The following is a 26,845-nucleotide window of genomic DNA, read 5'->3' as shown; positions in this document are numbered from 1 at the left end:
CGCCAGAAGGATAAAATCTCCATTCTGAATAGGTGCAGCGAGTTTGTCAATTTAAATTATATTGCTTTTTTTCATTATATTTATACAATTTAAATTTTAGCTTACTGTATATATGCTACGTTCTTTTCGCCTTTCCATTGCTGCTTTCGTATTCCTGTTATGTTCAAATTCGATCCATGCCCAGGTAGGTGCATTACAAACAGATTTTGGAAAGGATGGTTATCTGGACATCAATTTAGTTGATACCATATATACAGGTATTTTTTTCGATTCAAAAATTATCAGCGACAGCAAAGGGAACACCTATGTTTCGGGTATGTTCGATCAAACAAAACGGCTGATACTTAAATTAAACCCGGCAGGCAAACCGGATCTGTCGTTCGGAAACAAAGGCTATCTAACAATTCTTACTGCACTGCAGCAGACCAGCTTCGGAGATGTACTTTTCCTGCAGGTAGATTCAGACGAAAATATTTACTTGCTTGGTTCTATTGATAATGCGCTGTATGCCTTTAAATACAACCGCTATGGCCAGGCTGATCTTTCTTTCGGCGTTAAGGGCAAACTTGCTTTGCCGGTACCAAATGCCTATGCATTTTCAATTGACAAAAATAATAACCTGTATTTTTCCGGAGGCACGCAGGGGTATCCCTATGTTGTTAAGTTCAACCGGAATGGAATCCTGGACAATACATTCGGAGCCAACGGCATCTCAAACATTACGTTTCCTTCTCCTGCTATTGGCAATCCTACAGTGACGGATATACTGATTGATTCGGATGGCTATTTATATATGTCTGCTCAGTATTTTAATTCTGCCTCACTGGTCAAACTAAACCCCGCCGGTGCGTTTGTAAATGCTTTTGGAACGAATGGCATCGTAACACTTCCATATTTATGGTTATCCAGAAAAATTGCATTTGACAGCGAGGAAAGAATCTACATTTTACACAGCAATACAGACAGCAATACAAATGAGGTCTACAGATACTTTACTTCCGGACAGCCTGACCTTACCTTTGCACAGAACGGTATTTTTACGATCTCTTCAGCTGCACATACAAACATTACGTTGAACAATATGTGTGTAGATACGAACGACAACATCGTGCTTTCGGGAATTGCTACCGTAGCTCCTTTTTCATATGAATGCATACTTGTTAAAATCAATACAACAGCGATGAATTATGATCCATCATTTAACTCCGATGGAATTATGAGTTTTGTCTATAAAAACAACATTGTAGGTATTGGCAATCTGGCAGTGAATACCAGCGGACTGATTTTTGCGGTGGGCTCTCCGAACAGCAATGATGGTAATTCGTATGCTGAAACCATTATCATTGATGCGACAGGAACCATTAAAGGTTCAATTTCAAATCAAAAACAAAACCCCAACTCATCGGATAATATTGGCCGTATTCTTTTGCATGGTAGCAACCTATATGTATCCGGCGCTGTCTGGAAAAATTCCGCCAGTTATCCGGCTTTACTATCCGTTACTCCAAACGGTGCATTGAATGCAGGCTTTGGAAATAATGGCAAAAAAATATTTTCCCCTAATATAAATGAATACTATATAGCAATTGAAAATAGCGGAGCCATATACAGTGCAGGTGTAACTTATAACGATGACCCGGCGTTGTCACGAAGTTCGTTATCTAAAACAGATATTTCCGGAAACCGCATCAGTAGCTTTGGTACAAACGGCACGTTCACCTATCCATCCAATGGCAGCATTACGATTCCCTTTGATATTCTTTTTGATCAGGATTCTTCCCTGTTGGTTTTTTCAAATTATACGGATGGCACTTCTATGCTTATAACAAAAATTACCCGTTCCGGTGTCATAGATGTATCTTATGGTAATCAGGGCACACTGCTGATTACGACATCTGTCGCTCTTACAGGACAAAAAGCTGTTATAGACAACAATGGCGCTATTTATATTTCCGGTAAAGCAGGTACAAGTGATGTATTTACTACAAAAATTACAAATCAGTCCATCGATCCGCTTTTTGGCATCGATGGTTTTTTTATTAATACACTGCCTGTTTTTTACCCAACGTTTCCAACATGCTCTGCTGTTTCTTTTGATTCGAATAACAATCTTGTGCTGGCATGTTATTATGGAAGCGGACTTAATGGTCCATTTTCTGTGCTATACAAACTTACGTCCACAGGCGCATTTGTTCCTGAGTTTGGTGCCAGCGGACGCGTTAATCTGCCGTACAACAACTTTGCTGTACAGGATCTGATCGTAGATAAAAATGATAACATATTCTTATTTGGTACAACTGCACCTGATGCCATCACATATGCAGTTGTAAGGACAAATGCTTTGGGTACGGTAGATGCTTCTTACGGGAATAACGGACTTGCTATCATCGCTTCAGGAGGATTTGCGGACGTAGTATACGATAAAGAAAAAGGTGTAGCCTATATATGTGGCAATAATAAAGGTAATATTGGCTCCGTCAGGTTTGCGGATATCCGGATCATTTGTCTTCAAATTGAAAAAGCAAACTTCAATACCATTACCGGAACTGTTTTCACCGATGCAAATGCCTCTTGTACTAAGCAGCAAACAGAACCTGGTATTCAAACGATGAACATTGTTGCTCAACCGGGAAATAATTACAGCATCACCGATGCAAGTGGTGCTTATACAATCAATGTAGATACAGGTGCATACCAATATGCTGTTAAGCAATTGCTCAATCCGATCCAGCAACAGCGCTATGTAAATACATGTACGGATACATACAATATATCACTTACCGGATCAGAAAAAATAGTGGCGGATGTTGACTTTGCAGATAAATTAAATCCTGTTAGCTGTCCATTGTTATATGTTGACGTGCAGAATACTGTCAGAAGAAGATGTTATGGCGGATTAACAAAAATTAAATATGCGAATTACGGAACAGCAAGTGAATCCAATGTAACAGTTGTCGTTACCTATTCCGAACATAACATACCAAAAACCAGCATGCCGGTATGGCAATCAAAATCGAATAATACCTTAACCTATAACATAGGTGCATTGAATCCGGGACAGGAAGGATTTATCACGATTGGCGATTCTGTTTCTTGTTTAAGCGAATCGATACTGGGACTTACGCAATGTATTAAGGTTGAAATAACTCCTGTTAGAAACTGTATTGTACCACCGATGTGGGATCATTCAGAAATAAAAATTGAACAGTTGTGCCGTACGGATTCATCTGTCTTTTTTATAAAAAATATTGGCGCAGGTGATATGGATGCACCAAGAAATTTCAATGTTTTCGTAAACGATACCATTATTTATTCTTCTTCATTCTTACTGGAATCGAATACCGGTTTATCCATTTCCTATCCGGCAAACGGCAAATCAGTCAGAGTGTCTGCGGAGCAACACGCTGACTTCCCTTTCCCGAGCAATCCAAGCCTTGCAACGCAAAGCTGCAATGCTACTGCCACTGTAAATCCTGTACGTACAGCACTTACAAACCTTCCATTGGATGACCGGTCTTTTCATATTGCTTATTCGTGCCTGCCCATTATAGGAAGTTTTGATCCGAACCATAAATCTGTAATGCCTTCCGGCTATGGCACAGAAAACTATATCAATAAAAAAGAAAAACTTACCTACACAATCCAATTCCAGAATGTTGGTACCGATACAGCCTTTAAAGTAGTGATCATTGACACCTTAGATAACGATTTAAATATGGAAACCTTATTGGTAGAATCTTCCAGCCATCCGTTTACATACACGTTATCCGGAAGAGGAAATCCCGTTCTTACATTTTCTTTCGACCCGATTGTGTTAACCGATTCCACATCGAATCTGTTGAAAAGCCAGGGATTTGTATCGTATTCCATTTATCCGAAAGAAGATTTATCCGAAGGTACTACACTTTCAAACAAGGCTTATATCTTCTTTGACTATAACAGTCCGGTGCTTACCAATGAAACACTACTTACAATTAAAGATGCATACCTTCAGGATTTTTCAAAGGGTAATACAGTATCTGTGCGTACAAAAATTGTTACAGCAAACAAAACTACTGCAGCTAAAACGATTACCGTTTATCCAAATCCTGCAACAGATCAGCTTCATGTAAAGAGCGCATATTTAAATTTGAAAAGTATTCAATTTATCAGCATTACGGGATCAATTGTGTTTACTGAAAAATTATCGGGAAATGAATCCATAATAAAAATAAATACACTATCACCGGGTATTTATTTTTATACCATTACAGATGAATCCGGAAACAGCACGCAAGGAAAAGTTGTTGTTGAATAAATGCCTGCATACCTCCTCTTATACTCTCTGTCACCATCCCTGGCGGTCCGCCGCGGATGGTGACAGATAAATTGTCTGAACATTTATTTATTTGATTGTGCTGATTTTCTATGATAAGACGGCAAATCATTAATGCGCATTTATTCAGCTTTCATTTTTTTATGATATAAATCACCAGAATCTCCGCTCAGAAAATACTTAATCCCAAAATATTGTATAAACATTTTTTGATCTGTCATATTCTCCGGCATTAACCGGTTCACCATACATCCAGCCTTCATAAATATCGTCGGCATGTAACTGTTTAATATATTCTTTCAGCTGCTGTATAGTTAAGTCTCCGATTACATATACGGTATCCGTGAAGATCCATTCCTCGGGATCTTCTATATCAACAATTCTGATCCATACATTATCGGCAACTCCTTCCTTCAGCATCTTTTCAAAGGTGCCTCTGAATTCAACTACCGGTGGTTTATAAGGAACATTTACTGCAATAGATGTTTCATATGTATTACCTTCAAAGAATTCTTCAAAAGTAAGTATCAGCTCATTTTGAGGAAAACCAAGTACCTGAAGTTTCTGTATCAATTCGATTTTATTAAATGCCATATTTAACTAATCAGCAGGAATATGTGTACGCACCGCGACATGGGACGACGATGCATGAGAACAATATAAAATTTACATGTTAAAACAGAAAATAAGTGAACACCTTGGCGCCATCTTTAGCGCATCAGCAAGAGCCAGCAAATTGTCTGAATTAGAATTTTCAAGATTTATGGACAAAAAGGATGCTGTATGAATAATCCTTTCATCTAACAAATCCAATAAATCCTAATTCAGACAAAGGGAATGTTAATAATCAATTTCTTAAAATAAATAGATATCTATTCTTTCCTTGTCGAAGTTCCCAATACCAATGAGAATAAAAAGGAGCGAATAATAGTTGTCTTGGGTCTCTAACAACAAGCTTGCCACAACTCTTAGACATTTGTACTGTCAATGCCAGAAAAATCCGCCGGAACGAAATGTATTCTGTTTCCTATTCGTAACTTACAGCATGACCGATACCATGAGCACCTGGCCACATATCCGCACCTTAACAGACGGTGATTGGTTTGAACTTAACGGACTCAATATCTGGGACCATGACTGGATGAATACCGCAGAAAAAATACAGATCAAAGATCCCCTATACGCACAGGATTATACCTTTACGGTTTATGAAATAACGAACGGGCCGGTAGCCGTTGCATTTGCAGCAGGCGAATTTTCAAATGGTGTCTGGGGAATTTATTTAAAAAAGAATTGAAAAATAATTGCTGGCTGATCCCATTTAGCAGCCTTTATCTGAGTGTATAAAAAGCAACCCCTGACCAGTATAACTGGCCAGGGGTTACTTTTTATGTTTTTCTAATTATTTAGTCGTCGGCGACGTCGGGCTTGTGGTTGGTTGTGTCGCGTTGGATTTTTTGTTCGCTGGCGATGTAGTGTTGTTTGCCTTGTTCGGATCTGATTTAGAACCTGTGTTTGGATCCAGGCTGTTATGCGTATTGCCAGGAGTCTTGGTATTCGGCGTCGCTGTGTTATCGATTACGCCGCCGTTACTATTTGTACCGGTATTGTTTGGTGTACCCGTATTATTGGGTTCAATGGTTGTTGAAGGATTTTGTCCCGGTGCTGTTCCTGTTCCGGTATTGCTGTTTTGTGCATAGGCACCGGTAATGCCGGCAGACAGGAATAATGTAAGAATAAGTGCTTTCATACTTGTATGGATTTAGCTGGTTAAATGATTTGATACAGTAAAGATCTTTAGTTTACTTGTATGGTAATTTCAGAAAATCCGCAATGGCACCTGTTACATAATTTTGAATTAATGTTTAGTAATTTCACTATCTTGATTGCTGCAATACTTGATCAGAACCTGAAATTTACTCATTAAACAATGTCAACTCCATCCGAAGACCTGATTAAAAAAGCGTACACTGCTTTCAACGAAAGAGCTATTGAAACCGCACTCTCAACCATGCAGCCGGATGTGCAGTGGTCTAAAGCGTGGGAAGGCGGCTACATAATCGGACATGCTGAAATAAACGCATACTGGACCAGACAATGGAAAGAAATAAATCCCACTGTTGAACCTGTTGGCTTTACGGAAAGGCCAAACGGAAAGCTGGAAGTTCAGGTACTCCAAAAAGTAAAAGACCTGCAGGGTAATTCTATGTTTGATGGAATGGTGAAGCATGTTTATACGTTTGAAAATGGCTTGATAAAAACAATGGATATTGAACGCATGTAGTTATGCTGTTTTTAGCGTCATGTTCATCATGTTACACGTTTGAATTTGATCTGGAAGAAAGCCGGGAAAAGAAAAAAGAAAATAGCATCTGACTTTTTTCATCTGGCACCAGTGCCGCTTGCTAAAGACTTTGCTGGGCCAGAAGTATGCCTGCGCTTTCACCTACAGTGAAGCTGATAGTATGCTTGAACATGAATACTATCAGCTTTCTTTTTCCGTTATGAGGAGGCATTTCAGCTATACCCTTACTATGCGTTCATTCTATGTTCTGCTTTTAAGCTATGTCCTTTTTATGCATTACCAGTACAGCCACGCACAAAGCACTGCTTGCAGCATCGGTATAAAAGGCAGCGTTGGCGTTTCCGTGCCAGGCCCGCACAGCACGCTGGATATAGGTGCACAATCGTATGCGCTCCGTACGCATGCCTCCTATGCGGGAGGTATTCTGGGTCAATATGTTTTAGGCGGTGTTGTTGGTATAGAAACAGGCATACTGAACACCTATATATCTTATTCAAGAAAAGATCTGAGCGGCTCTTACCTGCTTCAATCGCTCGGTTGGGACGCCAACATCGGCATCAACAGCTATCTGGTTCCCATACAGCTTATGTATGTATTACGGCCGGGTATAAATCCTGACCTGCAGATAAAACTTACAGGCGGAATTGCGCTGGACTGGCTTACGCAAGGCTTTTTAAAGCGTCAGGAAAATCCCCTGTTTCTCTCCGGCATACTTTGCGGCGCCCGTATCAAAACCCGGGCTGGAAAATACGGGCGCATAGAATACGGGCTCGAATACCAGTATTCGCTGCAAGGCACATATACATTCGAAATACAGGCAGGTAAGGACATGGCTGTATTACATTCGCGCTATTCGGTACTTTCTTTCAATCTGTATTATTTCTTTTTTAACAAAGAGCACTACAAAGACTAAATGTATTTCAAGAAATTGATGTTGTGATCAGGAGGAAAACGTTCTTTAGTACAAAATCCAATATTATTTGTAAAAATACAGATACTGCCTATAGTCAATTTTGATTTAGAAACACATGGTTCACTTAGAGCAGCAGCACCAGCGTTTGCCTGAAATATCCATGTAGTTATTTCGTTACAGATACATCCAGAACTTAAATTCTTATTTTTGCATTACCTCATGTACATCGTCCGAGTAAAATATTTAAGCACATTTCTTCTGGCAGTATCTGCCGTATTTTTCACACATGGCCAGGGATGCAGCGATGCAGGTTTTTGTACCCTGAATGGTTTCAAGCCAGATGCAGCAGACTCAACATCCAGCACGTATAAAAATTCTATCGCTTCAGGTATATCGCACGGTGAAGCCGATCATGGTATTGCTATATGGAGTTATTATATAGAATACCACAGGCAATTATCAACGCGGGCGGGGCTGGATGTTAAAATCGGCGGCATAAATCAGACAGACGAGAATATTTCCGCAACAGGCTTTTCAGATCTTTACATCAACGCCAGTTATGGGTTTATAAAAAATACAACCGTTTTAGGAGGCATTAAAATTCCGCTGCAGAATGGTAACAGACAAAGCGATGAAGGTTTGTCTCTACCGATGGATTATCAATCCAGTCTCGGCACTATTGACCTGATTCTGGGACTGAAGTATGAAATTAAAAAATTCACGTTTACTACAGGCTTTCAGCAGCCTGTAGTTCAGAATAACAACGGGTATCTTTCCGAGTTGTATCCGGCAGATTCACCTTTCAGGAATTTCCAATCAACAAACAAGTACATCCGAAGCGGTGATGTATTGCTCCGTCTTACTTATGCTTTAAAGATTACAAAACGGCTAACGATATCACCCAGCGCCTTATCTATCTACCACTTAAAGGCAGACCGGTTTTCGGATATAACCGGCAGCCGCCAAGTGATTACAGGATCTCAGGGATTAACGTTCAACGGCGTTATGTATTTTGATTATGCACTCAGTAAAAAAAGCAGTATCAATGTAACTATCGGCAAGCCTTTTATAACCCGCAAGGTACGGCCGGATGGCTTAACCCGGGAATATATTATTACGTTTGAATATAAATTTAAATTTTAAACATACAGGTATTTTCGGCGCTTAAGAAATGTCCATTCATGTTGGGTTTCTTATCTCTGATCAATATCTTCATTTTCTAACCACATCAAATTACTTTTATGAAAAAAACAATCATGTTCAGCATCGTATCTTTACTGTTTTTAACAATCAGTACAACTGCATTGATGTCATTTAAATCTGTATCAAATGAGAATGTCTTTATTGTTGTCAGAACTCTGGAAGCTGTAAATCTAATTATACAATCTAAAATTACTGTATCTGATGGCACAACAATTTTAAAAACAATTCCTCTTAATCCAATGCGTTCTAAAAATGAAAATGAAAATATAATTAAAATTGTTATCGGGTTAAATGAATTAAAAAATAAAGGTTATACACTCGTATCTTCTAATGGCGGCGGCGGAAATAGTGATGGATTTGTAATAATGAATTATATTTTTGAGAAAAAATAAACAGGTTGTTTCACTGTCTCATTTCTATTTGGCATACAGCATCTAAAAATAAATAGGATAGTTACAAATACCTGGCACTACCTATAAAGGCGCGCACTTGCAACTCAACGGGTTTGATATCCTGGATGGTGACTGTACCAGACCAGACGATACGTTACGTTATGTATTAATGATCCGTTATACGGACAGACTTATATATTCCCTGTTTACGAGATATCAAACGAGCACGCAGCAGCTGTATTTGCTTCGGGGAATTTCAAATACTATCTGGGACATTTATTTTAAAAATACATGAAAACAATCACGCGCGTATTAACCTATCTCTTTGCCGGCATGATGATCCTTGCCGGCATCATGCATATCATTAAACCGTATGCATACGATGCTTTTATTCCGGATTTCATGCCGGAGGTATTGGTGAATTACGTTACCGGTATCCTGGAAATGTTGATTGGTATCGGCACGATAACAAAAAGATTCCGCCCGCGGGCTACATTTCTGTTATTCATATTGATGATTGCCTTCCTGCCTTTACATACACTTGATCTATTCAAAGAACAACCTGCGATTGGCTCACCCACGCTCGCGCTGATACGTTTCCCGCTTCAGTTTATATTGATTGCATGGGCATGGTTCATACACAGCAAAAGCAGGCAGGCGGTTTGATAATGTAAACGGTAGTCAACGTTTTCCGGCACAATATTAAATCATCAAATATTACATGCATGAAAAACTCAATCCCTATAATTTAAAAAAGATTGTACTGGCTATTTAACCAGTACAATCTTTTTTGTTAGTGTTTTTTCATCTGTATTTGTTTTGATTATATACATTCCGGCAGGCAATGCAGATACATCAAATGTGGCTGGGCCTAAGCGTGGCACTGCAATTTCACTGCCGGCTGCCGTTATAACCTTAATTTCTGAAATCTTATACGGCGTTAGTATCTCCAATTGAGCATCTTTTATGATATAATAATTTTCTTCTTCTTCCTTTTCTGAATGTGTAATTGCTGTAGTAATACCTTTACTCATCTCCCAAAAACTATACGTACGGTTTGTTGAACCGGCATTGAAATAGAATGTGTTATTAAAGCAAACACCGGCGTTAGCCGCATGTAAATATTTATCCTGGCTTGTTTTGTTCGTAACCGTATCTAAAACTGCCCCGTCATATTTCATTAAAATACTGCTGGCATTATATGCGTAATTGAAATATACTAAATCATTACAAACTCTTAAGGGATATGCGAAAGCGGGCGGAGAGCTCGATGTTACCTGAGTCGTTCCCGCACTTGTCCCATCCGATTCCCAAACCTGATATCCGGCAGCTTTCGCACCGGAAACTTCTTCCAGGCTATACGATGAACTATATGCATAAAAGTAGAATTTGTCTTTATAAATAGTCGGATAACAAGGTTTCCCGTGGCTCACGTTTTGATACTGAGCACTCTCAATACTCAGATCCTTTACCATCACGGTACCATTTTCTGTCCCATCTGTTTTCCATAATTCGATCCCATGCACACCATCGTTTGCTGCAAAATAAACTTCGCCTTTATATAAAATATATTGATTGTAGTGACTGTCTGACTCTGCCGGATTAGAGCTTCCGGCACCGGAATTAATATCTTTTACTAATACTGTACCTGCAGTTGTACCATCCGTTTTCCATAATTCTGTACCATGAATGCCATCATTGGCAGTAAACAAAATGATATTCCCGTAAGAGAAAAAATATTTTGGAAAAGAAGGTTGATTGGATGTTGAATTTTCAAACGGCACCGTATTAATATCTTTAATCAAAACTGTACCCGACTCTGTGCCATCTGTTTTATATAATTCTTCCGTAAACTTATTGTTGCTGCTGCGTCCACAAAAATAGATGGTATTCCCATGTGCATGTAAATCCCTGGTATTTGTTAAGCCTCCGTTAGAACCTTCATCCATATCTATGATAGGATATGTTCCGTTCGTTGTGCCATCTGTTCTCCACAGCTCCTGGCCATATTCAAAGCTGTAAGCAACAAAATAAACGATTCCATTCATCTCTGTTAAATAAGACGGGTAGCTTCCGCGGGAGCCTGAAGCAATTTCGCGGATCTTTTTTGTTCCTGCTTCTGTTGCATCCGTCATCCACAATTCCGCATTGTCCTGTCCGTCATCTTTAGCGGTAAAATAAAGCTTATTGCCAACAGGCAAAAAATTGCCGATATCTGCGCCCCAGCCTGCTCCCGTTGCATTTATCTGTTTTACCAATCGCAGTGGTTCTGTACCATCACTAACGTACAACTCAAAACCAGAGGAGTTGCAGCCCATGGCAACGTAGATATGTGTTGTTGTTTTTACAAACCCACTGCTGATACCGCAATTAGCCACCGAACTTATTAATGAATAATAATCCTGGGATTGCGCATAATTATTAAAAAAGAAAAAAGAGATCAAAAACAGATAATACGTTGTTATTTTTTTCATAAAATATATAATATACTCCCAAGTAGCGGAATTTATTTTATATAACAAAAATCACAGGTATAATGTCTGTAAAAATCTATCGTTTACTATGACTATTTATATAAACTGCTTTACCCACCCTTCTGTTTATCTTCAACAGTCGTTAAAAAATTACTGAAAGATTGAGGCTTATTTTGCTCTTCATGTATAAAAATAAATGGATAAAGCGATGCTTTTGTAAGCGTTGCTTTATCCATTATCTATTTGTACAGATTTCAAGAATCTGTTAGAAATTCTATACCTAACTATCTGCTGTTATTTTGTTGCAGGTTTGGTATTGTTGGGTTTAGCAGGCGTAGAACCCGGTTTTGCAGACTTATTATTATTCGGCGTTGTTGTCTTTTCCGGTGTTGTTGTTTTACCTGTTGGATCTGGCCGGTTTGGCGATTCATTTTCATTTCTCGGATCTGTCTGATATTCCGGATTGGTAACAGGATTTTTGCTTTGGGAACTATCGTAGGTATTTTTATTCTGCGAACCATTTTTAATTACGCCATCGTTGGCTGTTCCTCTATTATCCGGATTTGTAGGTGTGCCATTGTTCTCTGGCTTCATTGTCGGTGAGGAATTCTGGTTTGGGGTAGTTCCTGTATTATTTGTTTGTGCATATGCGCCTGCAATTCCGGCAGATAAGAAGCATGCAAGGATAATTGTTTTCATACGTGATTTGTTTTTAGCCTGGTTAAATAGTTTACTTGTTCAATACATCAGGATGTTAATTTCTAATGTACCAACAAGTTGTTAAAACATTCCCTGCTTTTGTTACACGATTTTGTTTTTATGTTTAATTTTTCCACTTGTATGTTGCACATTTCTGATAAATAAACACCAGCCTTTGCATAGCAAAGGCTGGTGTTTGATGCTTTTCATTCACATGTTTACCGGAAGCAGGATATCTCAATTGTATTTGTGCAGGTAAGTTATTGATGAACAATAAATGTTTGCCTGCTGCTATTTCCAGCTTCATCAACTACTATAATATAATAGATTCCTTGTATGAGGTCTATTTGAATCTGTTCTTTTAGATCAGACATAGTTGTGAATTTTTCAAGATGTCCTTCAATGTTGTAAATATATACATCTGAGTTTTTACTTCCTGATATAGTAAATGATCCATTATTGGGATTAGGATATACCATATACTTTTGTTCCGTTGCCTGTGTTGTTTTATCATTAGTAGAAGTTATTACAGGGTCCGTATCTTCTGCTATGATACATTCAATTTTCACAGGACCGTTGCTTCTATAATTCTGAGAACCTAACTGTGTGTATTCATTATCACCAACTGTATAAAGCGTACCATCGCCATGTATCGCGAAAGAATTATAAGGACCTGTTGCAATATGTTTCCAGTTTTGTTCAAGTAAGTTTCCATATAAATCGTATCCCAATCCAAGTTTGTTGTATGTATAACTTCCCCAACCGTTGATTGACCCATCGGTTTTAATTGCAAGTGTATGATATGGGCCGGCGACAACCGTTTTCCAATCTGTTGCTGTTCCAATCTGAGTGAGCGTATATATATCGGTAGTATTGCCGTTACCAAGCTGCCCATAATTATTTTGTCCGCAGGCCCATAACGTGCCGTCTGTTTTTATGGCCATTGTTGTAGACTCACCTACCGATACAAATTGCCAGCCGGTATCATTACCCATCTGTATTAGTGTGGGACTACCTGCAACAGCAATACCTGTTCCCATGGCGCCATACAGGGCACTTCCCCATATCCATAAAGATCCATCGTCACGTATGGCTGCTGCTGTTGTTGTAGAAGCAGATATGGATTGCCATTGCGTACCTGGATTTATTTCTTTAAGTAGAGGAATTACACCACCGGATGGTTCAGTATTATTGGTATAATTATCAATATCCCATCCCCATAAACTTCCATCTGTTTTTATTGCATACCCACGACTGCTGCTTGCTGCAACAGCTTTCCAGTCTTTAGAAGAACTAAGCAAAACAGGTACATTTCTTCCTCCTGATTGCCACAAGGTACCATCATCTTTTATTGCAAGTAATGCTCCTCCAGACGCATACGCTCTCCATTTATATGTACCAATGCGAGCAAAACCAGGATCATTCCGGGCATAGATATCAAGAGAATTTTCATTGCCCCATCCCCATTTCCAAAGTGTACTATCTGTACGCAAACCAAAGGAAGTGGATTGTACAATACTTGCTGCCTGCCAGCAAGAAGACGTAAGAACTTCCGGACAACTAACCATGTATGGTATATTTGTATTCCCGTATAACCCAAGGCCCAATTGCCCACGCGCGTTGCTTCCCCATGTCCAAAGCGAACCATCTGTTTTAAAAGCAACAGATTGCTGTTCACTAGGGTATATCATGCTCCAATCCGTATCACGACCAAACTGTGTTGGAATATTTTTACGTATATAGCTGCTATTATAATAGCCGTAACCTGAACCCCAGGTCCACAATGATCCGTTTGTTTTTATGGCAATGCTCCAATCCTGTATAGCATGACATGTTCCCCAATCAGTATCACTGCCTACCTGAACAGGCTCTGTTTGATAACTGTTTATTTCTCCATTTCCAATTTGTCCCTCTTTATTACTACCCCAGATCCATAAAGATCCATTTGTACGAATAGCCATCACGTGATCATCTCCACATGAAACACTTTTCCAATCGGTTTCACTACCTATCTGTGTAGGACTTAAAACATCAACAGTAGGCGTATAACCTATTTGGTTGTAATAATTATTACCCCAGCCCCAAAGTGTTCCATCTGTTTTTATTGCCAGTATATTAGACGATCCTATAGAAACTGACTTCCAGTTTTTACCTGAACCAACTTTTGAAGGAATTATATTTTTAACTTTTGTTCCATTCCCCAATTGCCCATTATAATTATCTCCCCATATCCATAATGATCCATCTTTTTTTATCGCAGCTGTAAAATTGAAATTTGTTTCAACAGATTGCCAATCAGTTGCAGTACCAACTTTAACCGGAGTTTTTCTCACTTGTTCCGTGCCGTCTCCCAATGTGCCCAATGAATTCATGCCCCATGCCCAAAGCGTACCATCTTTCATTATTGCAAATGAGTTATCATATTTTGCAAACACTTTATCCCACGTTGTCAGTGTTCCCACCTGTACAGGTATAATTGAACTGTATCCAGAACCATCTCCTAACTGTCCGTACATGTTTTGTCCCCAACTCCACAGTGTGCCGTCCTGGCGAACAGCGATGGTATGGTCAGAACCTTTAGCTACCATTTTCCAGCAATCTTGTGAAAAAGCTGAAAATACAGATATAAGAAAAATTGAAACAGAAAGAATAATTTTCATATAAAGGGGTTGAATAATGTGCATCAAATATACGCTTTCTTATTATACTTCTGCTGTGATAAAAAATGCCGGTCTTTCTAACCGGCATTTTTATACGTATACGAAACAAATATCAGCGTACCTGTAATTTCGCAAATGACAGCGTTTTTAATGTTTTTCCGCTAAAGGTAAATACATCGCTATACACTTCAGGCCCTTTATTGCAGGCGGAAAATGCCCGCATAGAGATCAATTGCTTAGAACCGTCTGTGCTTAATCCTCCTACAACACTTCTGCTTACAGCACCTTTATCATCTACATACAACATAGCGGCCTTCATTTTATCAGGGCTCAGCAAATAATACTCATTGGTATTGTTCTGGAGATTTTTTTCTGATTCGTTATACAGAATTACCAGACCATTCTGATACAGTGTTGCATCCTGCATCATCATACCATTACTTCCGAGCCTTTGCTGTGCTTTTTTATATATAGATGACCAGGTTACTTTGTTTGTTTTATCATACGAAAGTATGATCAGTTCATCGGAATGGTAAATCGTATTACTCATGCCTTCCGGAACCGTGTATGCGATCCCGCCGCGTACTGTTTCGTCTGTATAATAATGATCCAGCAATACATAATATCCGCCGTCATTTTTAGTTACTACTTTATCAATCGAAAGTCCGTAAATAGAAAGATCCTTTTCAGGTTTGCGATCCATTTTATCTGTAATGCTTGCCGGAAACACATACGTTTCAACTGTTCCCGCAGAAAGGGAAGTTGTATTAACAGTAAGTGCGAAACAACCATGAACACCCGTGGTTATTTTGCCTGCAGCCATCTTACTGTAGACACCATTTATACGCAACTCCGTTGGATTGCTCCATTTTAAAATATGGGTTTTGATGTAATATGGTACCGGTAAAGCAGCTTCTGTTACTTTAAAAGCATTTGCTGCATCTACCTTTGAAAGAATGTATCTGTATGAACCATCTGTTTGTTTTACATAACCCAAAATATAGGCTGCTTTATTTTTATCCAGCATGATGGATGAAAAACCGAATGCTTTGTCTTTATATGGCAGACTTACATCCTGTGCGGCAAGTATCTTTGCCTGCTCATCCAGCACCGTCATTCTGAAACTTTCATCCCCTGTTGTAACAGGTGTAAGCGGGATGCTGTATGCTGCCCAGCTTAAGCTGTCTGATGAAATAACAAAGGATTCACGCGAATCATAATAATTTGTTTCCGGAGAAACCGGCTGCATTTTGATTGCTTCTGCCGGCGCAAATGAATGTTCATTTACAGGCACAATAGCTGTAAGCGCGTTGCCCTTATAGTCAAACGCTTTAGCATAAAAACCATTTTTCTTATTTTTCCCTGTCGAGGAAAAAACTAAAACGATTGTATTTTTAAGTGCGAGTGTTTGATACGGTGTATAATACTTAACATCTTCTGCAGAAATTTCTTTGCCGTATATTTTTTTCTCTGAAAGAAGCTGCATGGTTTTTTCATCGTAAAAAGAAAGTGATTGGTTATCGCCGGAAGAATTCCCTACAATAATAACACCCTCTTTCTTGCCAAGCATCTGGCGGATGTTTGTATTCAATGGGACGTTAGCACCTAAAGTGGCTTCTACTACAGGTGCTGCTGTTTTAAAACTGTTGATACCCGTCCAGATCAACAACAGAAAAAGTAATTTTTTCATTTAAATTAAAAGTCAGATTTGAGGTTTAAATATACTTTTTTCGGAATAAAAACATATTACGTTAACATGCTTCGAAACATAAATTTTACCCGCATTTTTATTGCTTGATGGCTGCCCGCACCTTGGGTGCAATCTGTGTTCCAAAGATTTCAATAGATTTCATAAGAGAGGTATGTGAAGGGCCGCCAACATCCATATGTGCCGAAAACCGCGTAAGGCCGAACAACTCATGCATCTCAAGTATTTTATCGACAGCTGCATTGGCATCACCAATAATCAGGTGTCCGTTCGTGCCGCGGCCATAATCATACTGGCTTCTGGTATAAGGCTGCCAGCCGCGTGTACGGCCAATGCGGTTCATCTGCGACGCATATACCGGATAATATTCATCTGCTGCTTTTTCACTGTCTTCTCCAAAAAAACAATGCATGTGCACACCTACTTCAAATGCATTTATATCATGTTTGAATTGTTTATAAACTTCCTGATAATAATTGAACAATGGCTGAAACTGTGCCGGGTTGCCTCCGATGATAGCAAAAATAACCGGAAGTCCCAGTTTGCCTGCACGTACTACAGACTCAGGTGTACCGCCTACTGCTACCCATATTTTCAGTTTATCGTGTACGGCACGTGGCCATATTTCCTGATGATCAAGCGGAGCACGCAATTTTCCTTTCCATGTAACCGGATTTTGCTGATTGATTTTTACCAGCAGGTCTAGTTTTTCTTCAAAAAGCGTGTTGTACTCTTTCAGTTCATACCCATACAGCGGAAACGATTCGATAAAACTTCCGCGGCCGGCTGTAACCTCTGCACGTCCGTTCGTTAGCTGATCAATGGTTGCAAAGCTTTGATAAATGCGCACCGGATCAGAAGAACTCAATACAGTAACGGCGCTGCCTAATTTTATTTTTTTAGTTACCGTTGCAGCAGCAGCCAATACAATTTCAGGTACTGAAACGGCATAATCAGGACGGTGATGTTCTCCAATACCAAAAAAATCCAGGCCCACTTCATCCATCAGTTTTATTTCATCAATCAATTCTCTGAGTCGTTCACCGGAGTCCATTGGATTCCCCTGTAAATCGTAATGATTATCCCCAAACATTCCTATGCCTAATTCCATATATGTATTATTCTGTTTTAACTATAACTCAGCAGATATGACGTTATATAAATATATGTATTTTTTATTTATCTGAATCTGCTAAAACTAAAAATGCCACACTGCCATTTCCCCAACTGAGTCTTAGAGTTCACTGTTAAAGTTTTCCTGCAAAACGTTCCGCGCAGTTTCTCACTGACTTTAAACTGCCACCTATATGCCTATATTCCGTTTATAATTATAGTATCGGATTTAACCGGCATCCTGCTGTAAAATGTTTGAAAAATGCCAAAAATGCCGAATTAAAATCAACTATTTGTATAATTATATTTATACTCTGATTAATTTTCTTTTAAAAAATACCTACTTTTACAAGATACAAGACTGACTTTTATGAAAAATCTTTTCCTTTTGCCTTTATTGTTATTGACCCATTTAGTTTTTGCCCAAGCCCCGGCAAACGATGAATGTATTCAGGCAATAACCCTTACTCCCTCAGCTACGCGAACCTATTTGCCCGCAGACCTGGCTTCCGCTACACAGTCGTCTCCCAATGGCTGCGTAACCTATATGGATGTGTTTTATAAATATGTAGCAACCTCAGCCATCAACGTTATTTCTGTTACTCCGGGATCAGGATTAGATATAAGCCTGAGTTTATATTCAAGCTGCAGTGCTGCCACTCCCATAACATGTTCAAATGCATATTCCTATAACGGATCCGAAACAATAATTGCTACCAATCAGGTTATAGGTAATACCTATTATGTTAAAGTTGGAAGTGCAAATTCTACAAAACCAAATAATACAACATTTTCTATCTGTGTAGTTATTCCTCCTGTAAATACTACCTGCGATGGAGCTATAAATATTACACCTTCAACTACTGCGTGTAGCTATACGAACGGAAATCTGACAGAGGCTTTATACTCAAATTATTCATGTGGTATGAATCAAAGTGTGTTTTATAAATTCACGGCGACCTCTCCAAGTACCGAAATCACGTTGACCACAAGCGCTACATTTGATGTATCGGCTGCGTTGTATTCAAGCTGTAATGCATCTTCCCTGTTATACTGCATCAACTTGAATCCTGGCTCCGGAGAACGAATTTCTGCTGCTAACTTAACGGTAGGTAATACCTATTATGTGCAGGTTGGTGCCACCTATTCAAGTGCAACGAATACAGATTTTGCTATCTGCATTCAGTCGATGCCTGTAAAAGCTAATGATGAATGTGCGGGTGCAGCTACTATCACCCCTTCTCCGGTTTGCAATTTCATTAACGGTGATTTAGCCGGCGCTTCCAGATCTGCATCCTCTCAACCAGTCGGCTGTGTTTCGCAGCAGGATATCTTTTACAAATTTGTAGCTGCCTCTCCAAGTACAAGTATCTATCTTAACGGAAGCAGTGATCTGGATTTAAAGGCAACATTGTATGCCAGCTGCCCTACCAATACATCAACAATGTATTGTATTGACAATACAGGTGTCGGTGGTTCTGAAGTCATGCATGCCTATAATTTAGTTGTTGGCACCACGTATTATCTCAGCGTAGGCAGTGCACGCGGTAATCCGTCAACAACGAATTTTTCTGTATGTGTACAATCAAATACAGTACCTGCAAACGATGAGTGTGCAAATGCAACCGTTATAACACCATCTGCTGCCTGCAATTATATTAACGGAGACCTGAACGGAGCAACAACATCCGCTACCAATGGATGTCTGATGGATCGGGATATTTTTTATCAGTTTACTGCTACTACTACCAAAGCAAGCATTACGTTAACCAGCGGGGCCGGGTTAAATATTTCTGCCGGATTGTATGCCAGCTGTACAGCTACTACACCATTATATTGCAGCACAACTTCAAGTACTGTTTCTCCAAAAACTATTTCAGCGGCAAATTTAGTGATTGGCAATGTATACTATATCAAAGTGGGAAGTTACAAGTACCTAAATCCTACAAGTACAAGCTTTTCCCTATGCGTACAATTACCTCCAGTCAATGATGAATGTGCGGGTGCTATTGCTGTTACCCCATCTGCATCCTGCTCAACAATTACCGGTAATATACAGACTGCTACTCAATCTACGGCGAATGGCTGTACCATGTACCAGGATGTGTTTTATAAATTTGTTGCAACATCAGCAAGTACGGACATAACATTTGACAAGGCTGCCGGATTCAATCTGGTTGCTGCGTTATATGATAATTGCACGGCTACAACTCCGCTCTACTGCGCAACAGGATATTATACCAGCGCATGGGCTCAAAAAATCAGCGCTACAAATCTCACCGTTGGCAATACGTATTATATCCGGGTAGGAAGTGCTTACAGCACGGGTGCAACTGCCTATGATTTCTCTTTCTGTGTTCAGTCAATTGTCGTTCCGGTAAATGATAACTGTACAGGTGCAACTAACCTGCCTGTTTCGGCAACCTGTAATTATGTAGCAGGAAATTTAGCAGGAGCATCACAATCAGCAGCAAACGGCTGTACGATGTTCCAGGATATCTTTTACAAATTCACCGCTACGGCAACGAACACAATGGTTTCATTTAACAGCAGCAGCGATTTAAATTTACTCGCAAGTATCTATGCAGACTGTGCCGCAACAACTCCGCTTTATTGTCTGACTAATACCTATAAAACCGGCGAAACTAAAACCATTGCAGCTACCAATCTGATTATTGGCAATACCTATTACATTAAAGTAGGCAGTGCGGCTGCTTCGCCCATCTCTTCTGCTTTTGAAATCTGTGTTAAAAATTATGCACCTGCTTCAAACGACGAAATAATCAATGCGACCAGCATAACTCCATCTACCACATGCAACAATGTTTCGGGTGATTTGGCAAATGCTTCCCATTCTCCCGCAAATGGCTGCGATATGTTAACGGATGTGTTTTATAAATTTGTTGCAGCATCTCCTATTGCAAATATATCAACAACACCGAGTTCAGGATTGCAACTAACCATTGCTGTATACGAAAGCACAACAGCTACATCGCCTATGACTTGTGTGAATTCTACCGCACCTGGTGCAGCAAGGCAATTTGCAATTCAGAATTTAGTGCCCGGTAATACTTACTATATTAAACTAGGAAGCTATTTATATGGCGCGCCTGCTACCACTACGTTTGACGTATGTGTTCAGACAATGCAAATACCGGCAAACGATTTTTGTGCGGATGCAATTGAAATCACGCCGTCTGGTACCTGCTCGTATGTTAACGGCGACTTAGCATTTTCAAAAGCGTCTGCGCCAACTTCTTGCTCAAACAGCAATGTCCTGGATGTTTTTTATAAGTTTACCGCAACCGGACCTGGCGCAAGCATAAACGTTCAACCAAGTACCGGGCTTGACGTAGTATTAGCACTATTTGACAATTGTGCGGCAACCACATCACTCTATTGTACCAACAACGGAGGAACCGGCTCCGGTGAAGTTTTTACTGCAAGCAACTTAATTACCGGAAACACTTATTATATAAAAATATCTGGTGCTACTTCTTATTATACACCCACTACAACATTTTCAATCTGCATCCAGACGGCAATTTCATCGGCGAATGATTTATGTGCGGATGCGATTACACTTGTTTCAGGATCAAACTGCAATGCTGTTTCCGGTAATTTATCCGGATCAACAAGATCCGCAACTAATGGCTGCATTATGACTACAGATGTGTTTTACAAATTCATCGCAACGGCTGCCATTACTCAAATTGATTTAACAGCAAGTGCTTCTTTGAATATTACCGCGGCGTTATATTCAGGCTGTTCAGAAACAACTGCATTATATTGCGTACATGACAGTTATGCATATGGAAACACGGAAAAACTGGTTGCTTCGAATTTAACGGTAGGAAATACGTATTATATAAAAGTAGGAAGTTATACCACCAATCCTGCTACAACTGATTTCACAATTTGTGTAAAATCTTTAACGCCGCGTGTAAATGATGAATGTGTGAATGCAATATCTATTACGCCTTCATCGACATGCAATCCCATTACTGCTGATTTATTGGGCGCTACCCAATCAACACTTGCAGGCTGTACAGCATATTCTGATATTTTTTATAAATTTATTGCAGCATCTGAAGTAGCCAATATTACATTTACTACAAGCCCGAATCTAAATTTATCGATTGGTGTATACGCAAGCTGCAATGCAACAACGGCTCTGTATTGTGATAATGTTGGCCTGGGAAATACCAAAACAATTAATGCAACAGATCTGGTAATTGGTAATACGTATTACATTAAAGCCGGTTCAAGAAATGGCGGATTGCTTTCCTCTACGTTTTCAATTTGTGTACAAACAATACAAAAACCTGCCGCCGATGAATGTGCCGGTGCGATAACCATTGTTCCTGCACCGACCTGTACCTATACCAACGGAGATTTAGCAACAGCGTCTCAATCTCCAGCTAATGGATGTATTTCCTACAAAGATGTCTTTTATAAATTTGTAGCCCAGACTTCTAATACAGACATTGCTTTTAGCGCCAGTACCGGGTTATTCCTGGCTGTAAGTTTACAAACCGATTGTACCGGATCAGCATTATATTGTATAAACAATACCGTTGCAGGAGGTTCAAACATTATTTCAGCTACAAACTTAACGGTAGGCAATACTTACTTTATTAAAGTCGGAAGCACTATCGCAACACCAACCAGCACGGAATTTTCTATTTGCGTACGATCAGGCATGCCGGCTAATGATGATTTAACAAATGCGTTGTCTGTTACGCCTGCAACTTCTTGTATAACTACAGCCGGCAATCTGTTATATGCAACATCATCCGCAACGAATGGTTGTACCATGTATAAAGATGTGTTTTATAAATTTGTAGCCGGAGCGCCGCATTATAAATTATCTTTTACGCCCGATGCAAACCTGGATGTAACAGCAGCCTTATATTCAGGCAATAGTACGACTCCGTTAGTGTGTGTAAATAACGCAGGCAACGGCGGACTGGAAACTATCAGAGCGCTTGATTTAACAATAGGCAGTACGTACTATATTAAAGTAGGAAGCTATACAAATACGCCTGTTTCAAATACATTTTCTTTCTGCATCGAGAAAATTCAGGCTAGCAATGATGAATGCGCTACAGCGATTTCCGTTACGCCAGCCACAACATGTACGTATATAACAGGAGATTTAGCTATTGCTACTAAATCTTTATTAAATGGTTTTGATCAAGGGAAAGATGTATTTTATAAATTTGTTGCGAATTCTAATGCAGTTACCATAACTGCCGCTGTACAAGGTAATTCTCATGTTGGTATAAATTTATTATCCAGCTGTACTAAAAAAGTCTACAGTGATTCAGACACCATGTATGTTCATAACCTGGTTATCGGCAATACATATTATATCCAATTAACGACAAGTATTTACGATACAAATTCTGAATTTTCGTTATGTATCCAATCCATAACAAATCCTGAAAACGATGAATGTGCAAATGCTATTTTAATACCTGCATCTTTCATTCGAAAAAGCGTTGGCGAAACTATTTTTGCGGACTTATCTCTGGCGACAAAATCTGTTCAGACGAGTTGTTCGCAGGTTATATATAAAGACCGGTTTTATAAGTTTGTTGCAAAATCTGCAACACTTATCATGAATTACAACAATTCGTTTAACCTGTTTTCAGGACTTACCCTTGGTTGCGGTACCAACGCTGAACTTAAGCTTTGCGGCACAAACACCTATGGAGGAAATGCCTGGGGTATTTTCAATATGGTTGTTGGAGAAACGTATTATTTAAGACTCGGCACATTAGATAGTGCACCTTCCGAGAGCACATTTAGTTTCAGCCTTGGTTATATTCCGGACGAACCTCTTCCGGTAAATGATGAATGTGCCGGAGCACTAACACTTGTTCCGAATATGACACGTTCGTTTACTCAAGGCGATTTAAGAGGTGCGCTCAGATCTAACGTATTAAATGATGGCTGTTACGCAGGCATTAAAGATGCGTTTTATAAATTTGTAGCTACAGCATCCACTGCTAAAATCGTTTTCAAACAGAATTCTTCTGTAGACTTCCAGCTCTCTCTAAATGGTAGTTGTCCGGCAACTCCGGCAAACGCTTTATATTGCAAGTCTATTACTTCTACTTCAGATAGTATTATGGCCACGAATCTGACTGTTGGGAAAACATATTATATCAAACTGGGCTGTAACCAGGCACATGGTGATCTCAACAGTTTCTCTATACTGGTAGAAGCAGTTGCACCCTATGTGCCACCGGTTGCTAATGATGAATGTCCGGGAGCATTCACACTTACTCCAACAACGGTAAGAAATCTTACAAAGGGCAATTTTATAAACGCGCTTCAATCCGGATCAAGCACGGGCTGCTCTGCAGCGAGAGATGTATTTTATAAATTTGTGGCTAATACAAATGCTGCTAAAATATTTTTTACAAATCCTGCTGGTCATACATTATCTGTCGGACTATATTCAAATTGTCCGGCAACAACCAATTTATATTGTGAACTCGGGAGCATGTCAGACAGTATTATAGCTTCTAATCTTACCATAGGAAACACCTATTACATTAAGGTTGGTTCTAATGCATTAACATCTGACACCAACAGTTTCTACTTATTTGTGGAATCATTAGCACCAGCCGCTAACGATGAATGTGTGAATGCCCTTTCAATAATACCTTCATTCACCTGTAATACCATGTCAGGAGATTTAGCACGGGCAACGCAATCGGCTTCTAATGGCTGTACCAGCTATAGTGATGTGTTTTACAAGTTTGTTGCCAGCAGCGAAGAAGTGAAGATTTCATATACAGGAAGTACATTTTTACAGCTTGCCGTTGGGGTGTATCCTTCCTGCAATGCCTCTGCGCCTGCATTATTTTGTATTCCCAATACAATAAAAGGCGGATCGGATGTGCTTACAGCTTCCAGCCTGACTATTGGCAACACCTATTATATAAAGATGGGCAGCAGTGTACCCGGCAATCTATTATCTACAACATTTACGGTATGTGTACAAAACACTAAAGCGGTAAATGATGAATGTGCTAATGCACTTCCGTTAACTCCTTCTCCAAACATACAATTCGTTTCCGGAGACCTGATTAATGCCAGTAAGTCATTATTATTCTCATCTGCCTGCACACGTGAAACAGATCTCTTCTACAAATTCACAGCAAACAGCAGCAGTATGAAAATCATATTAGAAAGTTCTGCGGGATTAGATGCTGTTGTTTCCGTAGCCACTTCCTGTTCTGCTTCATCGGATATTACATGCCAGAATAATACTGGCGTTGGCGAATTAGAAGAAGTCGTGCTTTCATCCTTAACACCTGGTGTAACGTATTACGTTATGGTTGGCAATGCAGTATCAAACACAAGTACAGCCAGAACAAATGTATCTGCCACCTCTACCTTTAGAATTGCTCTCCAGGAAATGGGTATCACTACTGATGTTTCAACAAACCAGGCATTAAAGAATATTACTATTTATCCAAATCCCTCTTATGGAAATGTGCATTTTTCAAACATCACGGGATTTACACAAATAGAAGTAATGAGTATAGAAGGCAAAATACTGTTTACAAAAGAACTTTCTTCAGATGCTTCCATCAATATGGAAACACTGTCTTCAGGTATCTATATGCTGCGGCTTATATACAATGACATCTCTGAAATAAGACGTGTCGAAATTATTAAATAATCAGGTCAGAGATTAGCAACAAGAAAGCCATACTGCTTTATAACGGCATGGCTTTCTTGTTATAATGTCCCTTCAGATAAATTAAATGTTTGGGTTTTACTGAAATCAAGATCAACCATGCACTTTTCTTTCACCTTATTATCTTTACTGTTTGTGCTTTTTCACGCGCACGCGCAAATTGATACAGGCACAACCCGGCCGCTATGGCTTAATGCAAATTGTATTAAAAAAGATGACTCAAATATGTCGCTTAGAAAAAATGTATATGATCGTGAAGCATACGAAACTATTCAAGCCTGGAGTACATGTTCCAGCGATAGCTTTCCAACGGTAAATTTTAATAAATATCTTTTATTGAATGTTACTTATTCTTATTCTGGGTGCGAACAAAAAATTGATCGTAAAATGCTTTATTCGATTGATCATATAAACAAAAAATTAACCTTATATCTTATCGTATATGAAAAAGGTGTATGCAGACCTTCGTTTTACAAAAACGACATTTTCCCTATTCCTGTGATACCTGACTCTTACCGTATTGAAATACATAAGCCTGATAAGGCACCTGTAGAAATTATTCCTGCTGAAGAATAAAATTTCTACGACATCACGTTAAAATTAATTACCCTTGCCCAACGCCAAAGCAGTTGAACAAGGGTAAAACAAAACGATGTTCATTATTTTATCATAAGCGGATCATTGGGATCCGATGGTACCGGATTTGTTGACCCCGGGTTTAATGGCTGTACCGGATTCTGATTCGTTGGGGTCTTTTTATTCGGGTCCGTATTCGGAACAACAGGTGTATATGGAGGCGTATTATTATGATTCTCCGGTAAGCTGTTAGGAATAGTATTGTCCGGCAATGGCTTATTATTCGGAATACTGTTATTCTCGGGCACTACATTTGGCATGGTACTGTTAGGCACACCATTATCAGGTGCTGTAGATGGATTCGGTGTTGGTGTAGTTCCCGGTTGGGGATTGGTTTGTGCAAACGCACCAGCAATTCCTGCTGATAAGAAGATTGCAAGGGCGATGATTTTCATACCTGTTATTTCGTTAGCGTGATTAATAAGTGTGTGTAATTTCAAATAATCCTGCTGGCTTTTATTACAGGATTTTACGATTGTATTGTAACATTATAACATTATCCAGCTATTATTCCAAGCAAAAACAGCTGGTAAAATCATGGCTGCTAATAAAATGGAATAATTTCTTCCTGTCAAAATTTTATATGCGCTGTTATTTTCTATTCAGTAACAGCACCAACAATGCATTATTAAGATACCTTGTTATGACTTAAATTATTTACCTTTATTATATAGTTATTATCCTTATTTTTAAATACCTGAATCTAA

Annotated in this window: 17 protein-coding genes; 9 read left to right on the top strand and 8 right to left on the bottom strand. The window is 39.3% G+C overall.

The genetic code is table 11. From position 1 onward, the window contains the following. Positions 1-112: 112 nt before the first annotated feature. Positions 113-4,297 carry a DUF7619 domain-containing protein gene (locus CHU_RS02225; protein ID WP_011583849.1) on the top strand — a complete coding sequence of 1,395 codons (4,185 nt, stop codon included), beginning with the start codon at positions 113-115 and terminating at the stop codon, positions 4,295-4,297. Positions 4,298-4,495: 198 nt separating this feature from the next. On the opposite strand, the gene CHU_RS02220 is transcribed toward CHU_RS02225, so the two are convergent. Then, entirely contained in the window at positions 4,496-4,909 is a 414-nt protein-coding gene (locus CHU_RS02220; RefSeq protein ID WP_011583848.1) for a hypothetical protein, read from the bottom strand. A 451-nt stretch (positions 4,910-5,360) separates the two neighbouring features. On the opposite strand from CHU_RS02220, the gene CHU_RS02215 reads away from it, so the two are divergent. Next, on the top strand, positions 5,361-5,612 hold the full coding sequence (locus CHU_RS02215; RefSeq protein ID WP_081428644.1) for a hypothetical protein: 252 nt from the start codon (positions 5,361-5,363) through the stop codon (positions 5,610-5,612). Between the two features lie 105 nt (positions 5,613-5,717). On the opposite strand, the gene CHU_RS02210 is transcribed toward CHU_RS02215, so the two are convergent. Continuing rightward, the gene (locus tag CHU_RS02210) at positions 5,718-6,065 is read right to left on the bottom strand and encodes a hypothetical protein (protein WP_011583846.1); all 348 of its coding nucleotides are present in this window, start codon (positions 6,063-6,065) and stop codon (positions 5,718-5,720) included. 180 nt (positions 6,066-6,245) lie between these two features. Between CHU_RS02210 and CHU_RS02205 the strand changes: the two genes are divergently transcribed. From CHU_RS02205 to CHU_RS02180, 5 genes are all read left to right on the top strand, one after another. Then, positions 6,246-6,599 carry a nuclear transport factor 2 family protein gene (locus tag CHU_RS02205; protein WP_011583845.1) on the top strand — a complete coding sequence of 118 codons (354 nt, stop codon included), beginning with the start codon at positions 6,246-6,248 and terminating at the stop codon, positions 6,597-6,599. A 250-nt stretch (positions 6,600-6,849) separates the two neighbouring features. Next, positions 6,850-7,533, top strand: a complete 684-nt coding sequence (locus tag CHU_RS02200) for a hypothetical protein (protein WP_041932139.1) — start codon at positions 6,850-6,852, stop codon at positions 7,531-7,533. Positions 7,534-7,752: 219 nt separating this feature from the next. Next, positions 7,753-8,676, top strand: a complete 924-nt coding sequence (locus tag CHU_RS02195; protein ID WP_041932138.1) for a hypothetical protein — start codon at positions 7,753-7,755, stop codon at positions 8,674-8,676. 98 nt (positions 8,677-8,774) lie between these two features. Then, positions 8,775-9,128 (top strand): hypothetical protein, encoded by a 354-nt coding sequence (locus tag CHU_RS02190; RefSeq protein WP_011583841.1) that lies wholly within the window; start codon positions 8,775-8,777, stop codon positions 9,126-9,128. Positions 9,129-9,419: 291 nt separating this feature from the next. Continuing rightward, a complete protein-coding gene (locus CHU_RS02180; RefSeq protein ID WP_011583839.1) occupies positions 9,420-9,794 on the top strand; it encodes a DoxX family protein in 375 nt (124 codons plus the stop codon). Between the two features lie 101 nt (positions 9,795-9,895). Here the strand turns inward: CHU_RS02180 and CHU_RS18735 are convergent, their stop codons facing one another. The 5 genes from CHU_RS18735 to CHU_RS02150 all read right to left on the bottom strand — a co-directional run bounded on the left by CHU_RS18735 (position 9,896) and on the right by CHU_RS02150 (position 17,780). Continuing rightward, positions 9,896-11,602, bottom strand: coding sequence for an ELWxxDGT repeat protein (locus CHU_RS18735; protein WP_011583838.1), 1,707 nt, complete (start codon positions 11,600-11,602; stop codon positions 9,896-9,898). 294 nt (positions 11,603-11,896) lie between these two features. Continuing rightward, positions 11,897-12,301 carry a hypothetical protein gene (locus CHU_RS02170; RefSeq protein ID WP_011583837.1) on the bottom strand — a complete coding sequence of 135 codons (405 nt, stop codon included), beginning with the start codon at positions 12,299-12,301 and terminating at the stop codon, positions 11,897-11,899. 260 nt (positions 12,302-12,561) lie between these two features. Then, a complete protein-coding gene (locus CHU_RS02160) occupies positions 12,562-14,961 on the bottom strand; it encodes a T9SS type A sorting domain-containing protein (protein ID WP_041932137.1) in 2,400 nt (799 codons plus the stop codon). Positions 14,962-15,073: 112 nt separating this feature from the next. After that, entirely contained in the window at positions 15,074-16,651 is a 1,578-nt protein-coding gene (locus CHU_RS02155; RefSeq protein WP_011583834.1) for a hypothetical protein, read from the bottom strand. 97 nt (positions 16,652-16,748) lie between these two features. Next, entirely contained in the window at positions 16,749-17,780 is a 1,032-nt protein-coding gene (locus CHU_RS02150; protein ID WP_011583833.1) for an LLM class flavin-dependent oxidoreductase, read from the bottom strand. Positions 17,781-18,152: 372 nt separating this feature from the next. Between CHU_RS02150 and CHU_RS02145 the strand changes: the two genes are divergently transcribed. After that, positions 18,153-25,484 (top strand): T9SS type A sorting domain-containing protein, encoded by a 7,332-nt coding sequence (locus CHU_RS02145; RefSeq protein ID WP_011583832.1) that lies wholly within the window; start codon positions 18,153-18,155, stop codon positions 25,482-25,484. A 117-nt stretch (positions 25,485-25,601) separates the two neighbouring features. Continuing rightward, entirely contained in the window at positions 25,602-26,078 is a 477-nt protein-coding gene (locus CHU_RS02140) for a hypothetical protein (protein WP_011583831.1), read from the top strand. An 83-nt stretch (positions 26,079-26,161) separates the two neighbouring features. On the opposite strand, the gene CHU_RS02135 is transcribed toward CHU_RS02140, so the two are convergent. Continuing rightward, complete coding sequence (locus CHU_RS02135) at positions 26,162-26,533, bottom strand: hypothetical protein (protein WP_011583830.1); 372 nt, start codon at positions 26,531-26,533, stop codon at positions 26,162-26,164. Positions 26,534-26,845: the final 312 nt, after the last annotated feature.

It is taken from the genome of Cytophaga hutchinsonii ATCC 33406 (assembly GCF_000014145.1).
Lineage (GTDB): Bacteria > Bacteroidota > Bacteroidia > Cytophagales > Cytophagaceae > Cytophaga > Cytophaga hutchinsonii.
The sequence above is the reverse complement of the archived record's forward strand: the minus strand, read 5'-3'. Positions and strand labels throughout refer to the sequence as shown.

Coding starts and splice junctions, on each gene's coding strand:
- CHU_RS02225 (WP_011583849.1), top strand. CDS start 113: ATGCTACGTTCTTTTCGCCTTTCCATTGCTGCTTTCGTATTCCTGTTA.
- CHU_RS02220 (WP_011583848.1), bottom strand. CDS start 4,909: ATGGCATTTAATAAAATCGAATTGATACAGAAACTTCAGGTACTTGGT.
- CHU_RS02215 (WP_081428644.1), top strand. CDS start 5,361: ATGACCGATACCATGAGCACCTGGCCACATATCCGCACCTTAACAGAC.
- CHU_RS02210 (WP_011583846.1), bottom strand. CDS start 6,065: ATGAAAGCACTTATTCTTACATTATTCCTGTCTGCCGGCATTACCGGT.
- CHU_RS02205 (WP_011583845.1), top strand. CDS start 6,246: ATGTCAACTCCATCCGAAGACCTGATTAAAAAAGCGTACACTGCTTTC.
- CHU_RS02200 (WP_041932139.1), top strand. CDS start 6,850: ATGCGTTCATTCTATGTTCTGCTTTTAAGCTATGTCCTTTTTATGCAT.
- CHU_RS02195 (WP_041932138.1), top strand. CDS start 7,753: ATGTACATCGTCCGAGTAAAATATTTAAGCACATTTCTTCTGGCAGTA.
- CHU_RS02190 (WP_011583841.1), top strand. CDS start 8,775: ATGAAAAAAACAATCATGTTCAGCATCGTATCTTTACTGTTTTTAACA.
- CHU_RS02180 (WP_011583839.1), top strand. CDS start 9,420: ATGAAAACAATCACGCGCGTATTAACCTATCTCTTTGCCGGCATGATG.
- CHU_RS18735 (WP_011583838.1), bottom strand. CDS start 11,602: ATGAAAAAAATAACAACGTATTATCTGTTTTTGATCTCTTTTTTCTTT.
- CHU_RS02170 (WP_011583837.1), bottom strand. CDS start 12,301: ATGAAAACAATTATCCTTGCATGCTTCTTATCTGCCGGAATTGCAGGC.
- CHU_RS02160 (WP_041932137.1), bottom strand. CDS start 14,961: ATGAAAATTATTCTTTCTGTTTCAATTTTTCTTATATCTGTATTTTCA.
- CHU_RS02155 (WP_011583834.1), bottom strand. CDS start 16,651: ATGAAAAAATTACTTTTTCTGTTGTTGATCTGGACGGGTATCAACAGT.
- CHU_RS02150 (WP_011583833.1), bottom strand. CDS start 17,780: ATGGAATTAGGCATAGGAATGTTTGGGGATAATCATTACGATTTACAG.
- CHU_RS02145 (WP_011583832.1), top strand. CDS start 18,153: ATGAAAAATCTTTTCCTTTTGCCTTTATTGTTATTGACCCATTTAGTT.
- CHU_RS02140 (WP_011583831.1), top strand. CDS start 25,602: ATGCACTTTTCTTTCACCTTATTATCTTTACTGTTTGTGCTTTTTCAC.
- CHU_RS02135 (WP_011583830.1), bottom strand. CDS start 26,533: ATGAAAATCATCGCCCTTGCAATCTTCTTATCAGCAGGAATTGCTGGT.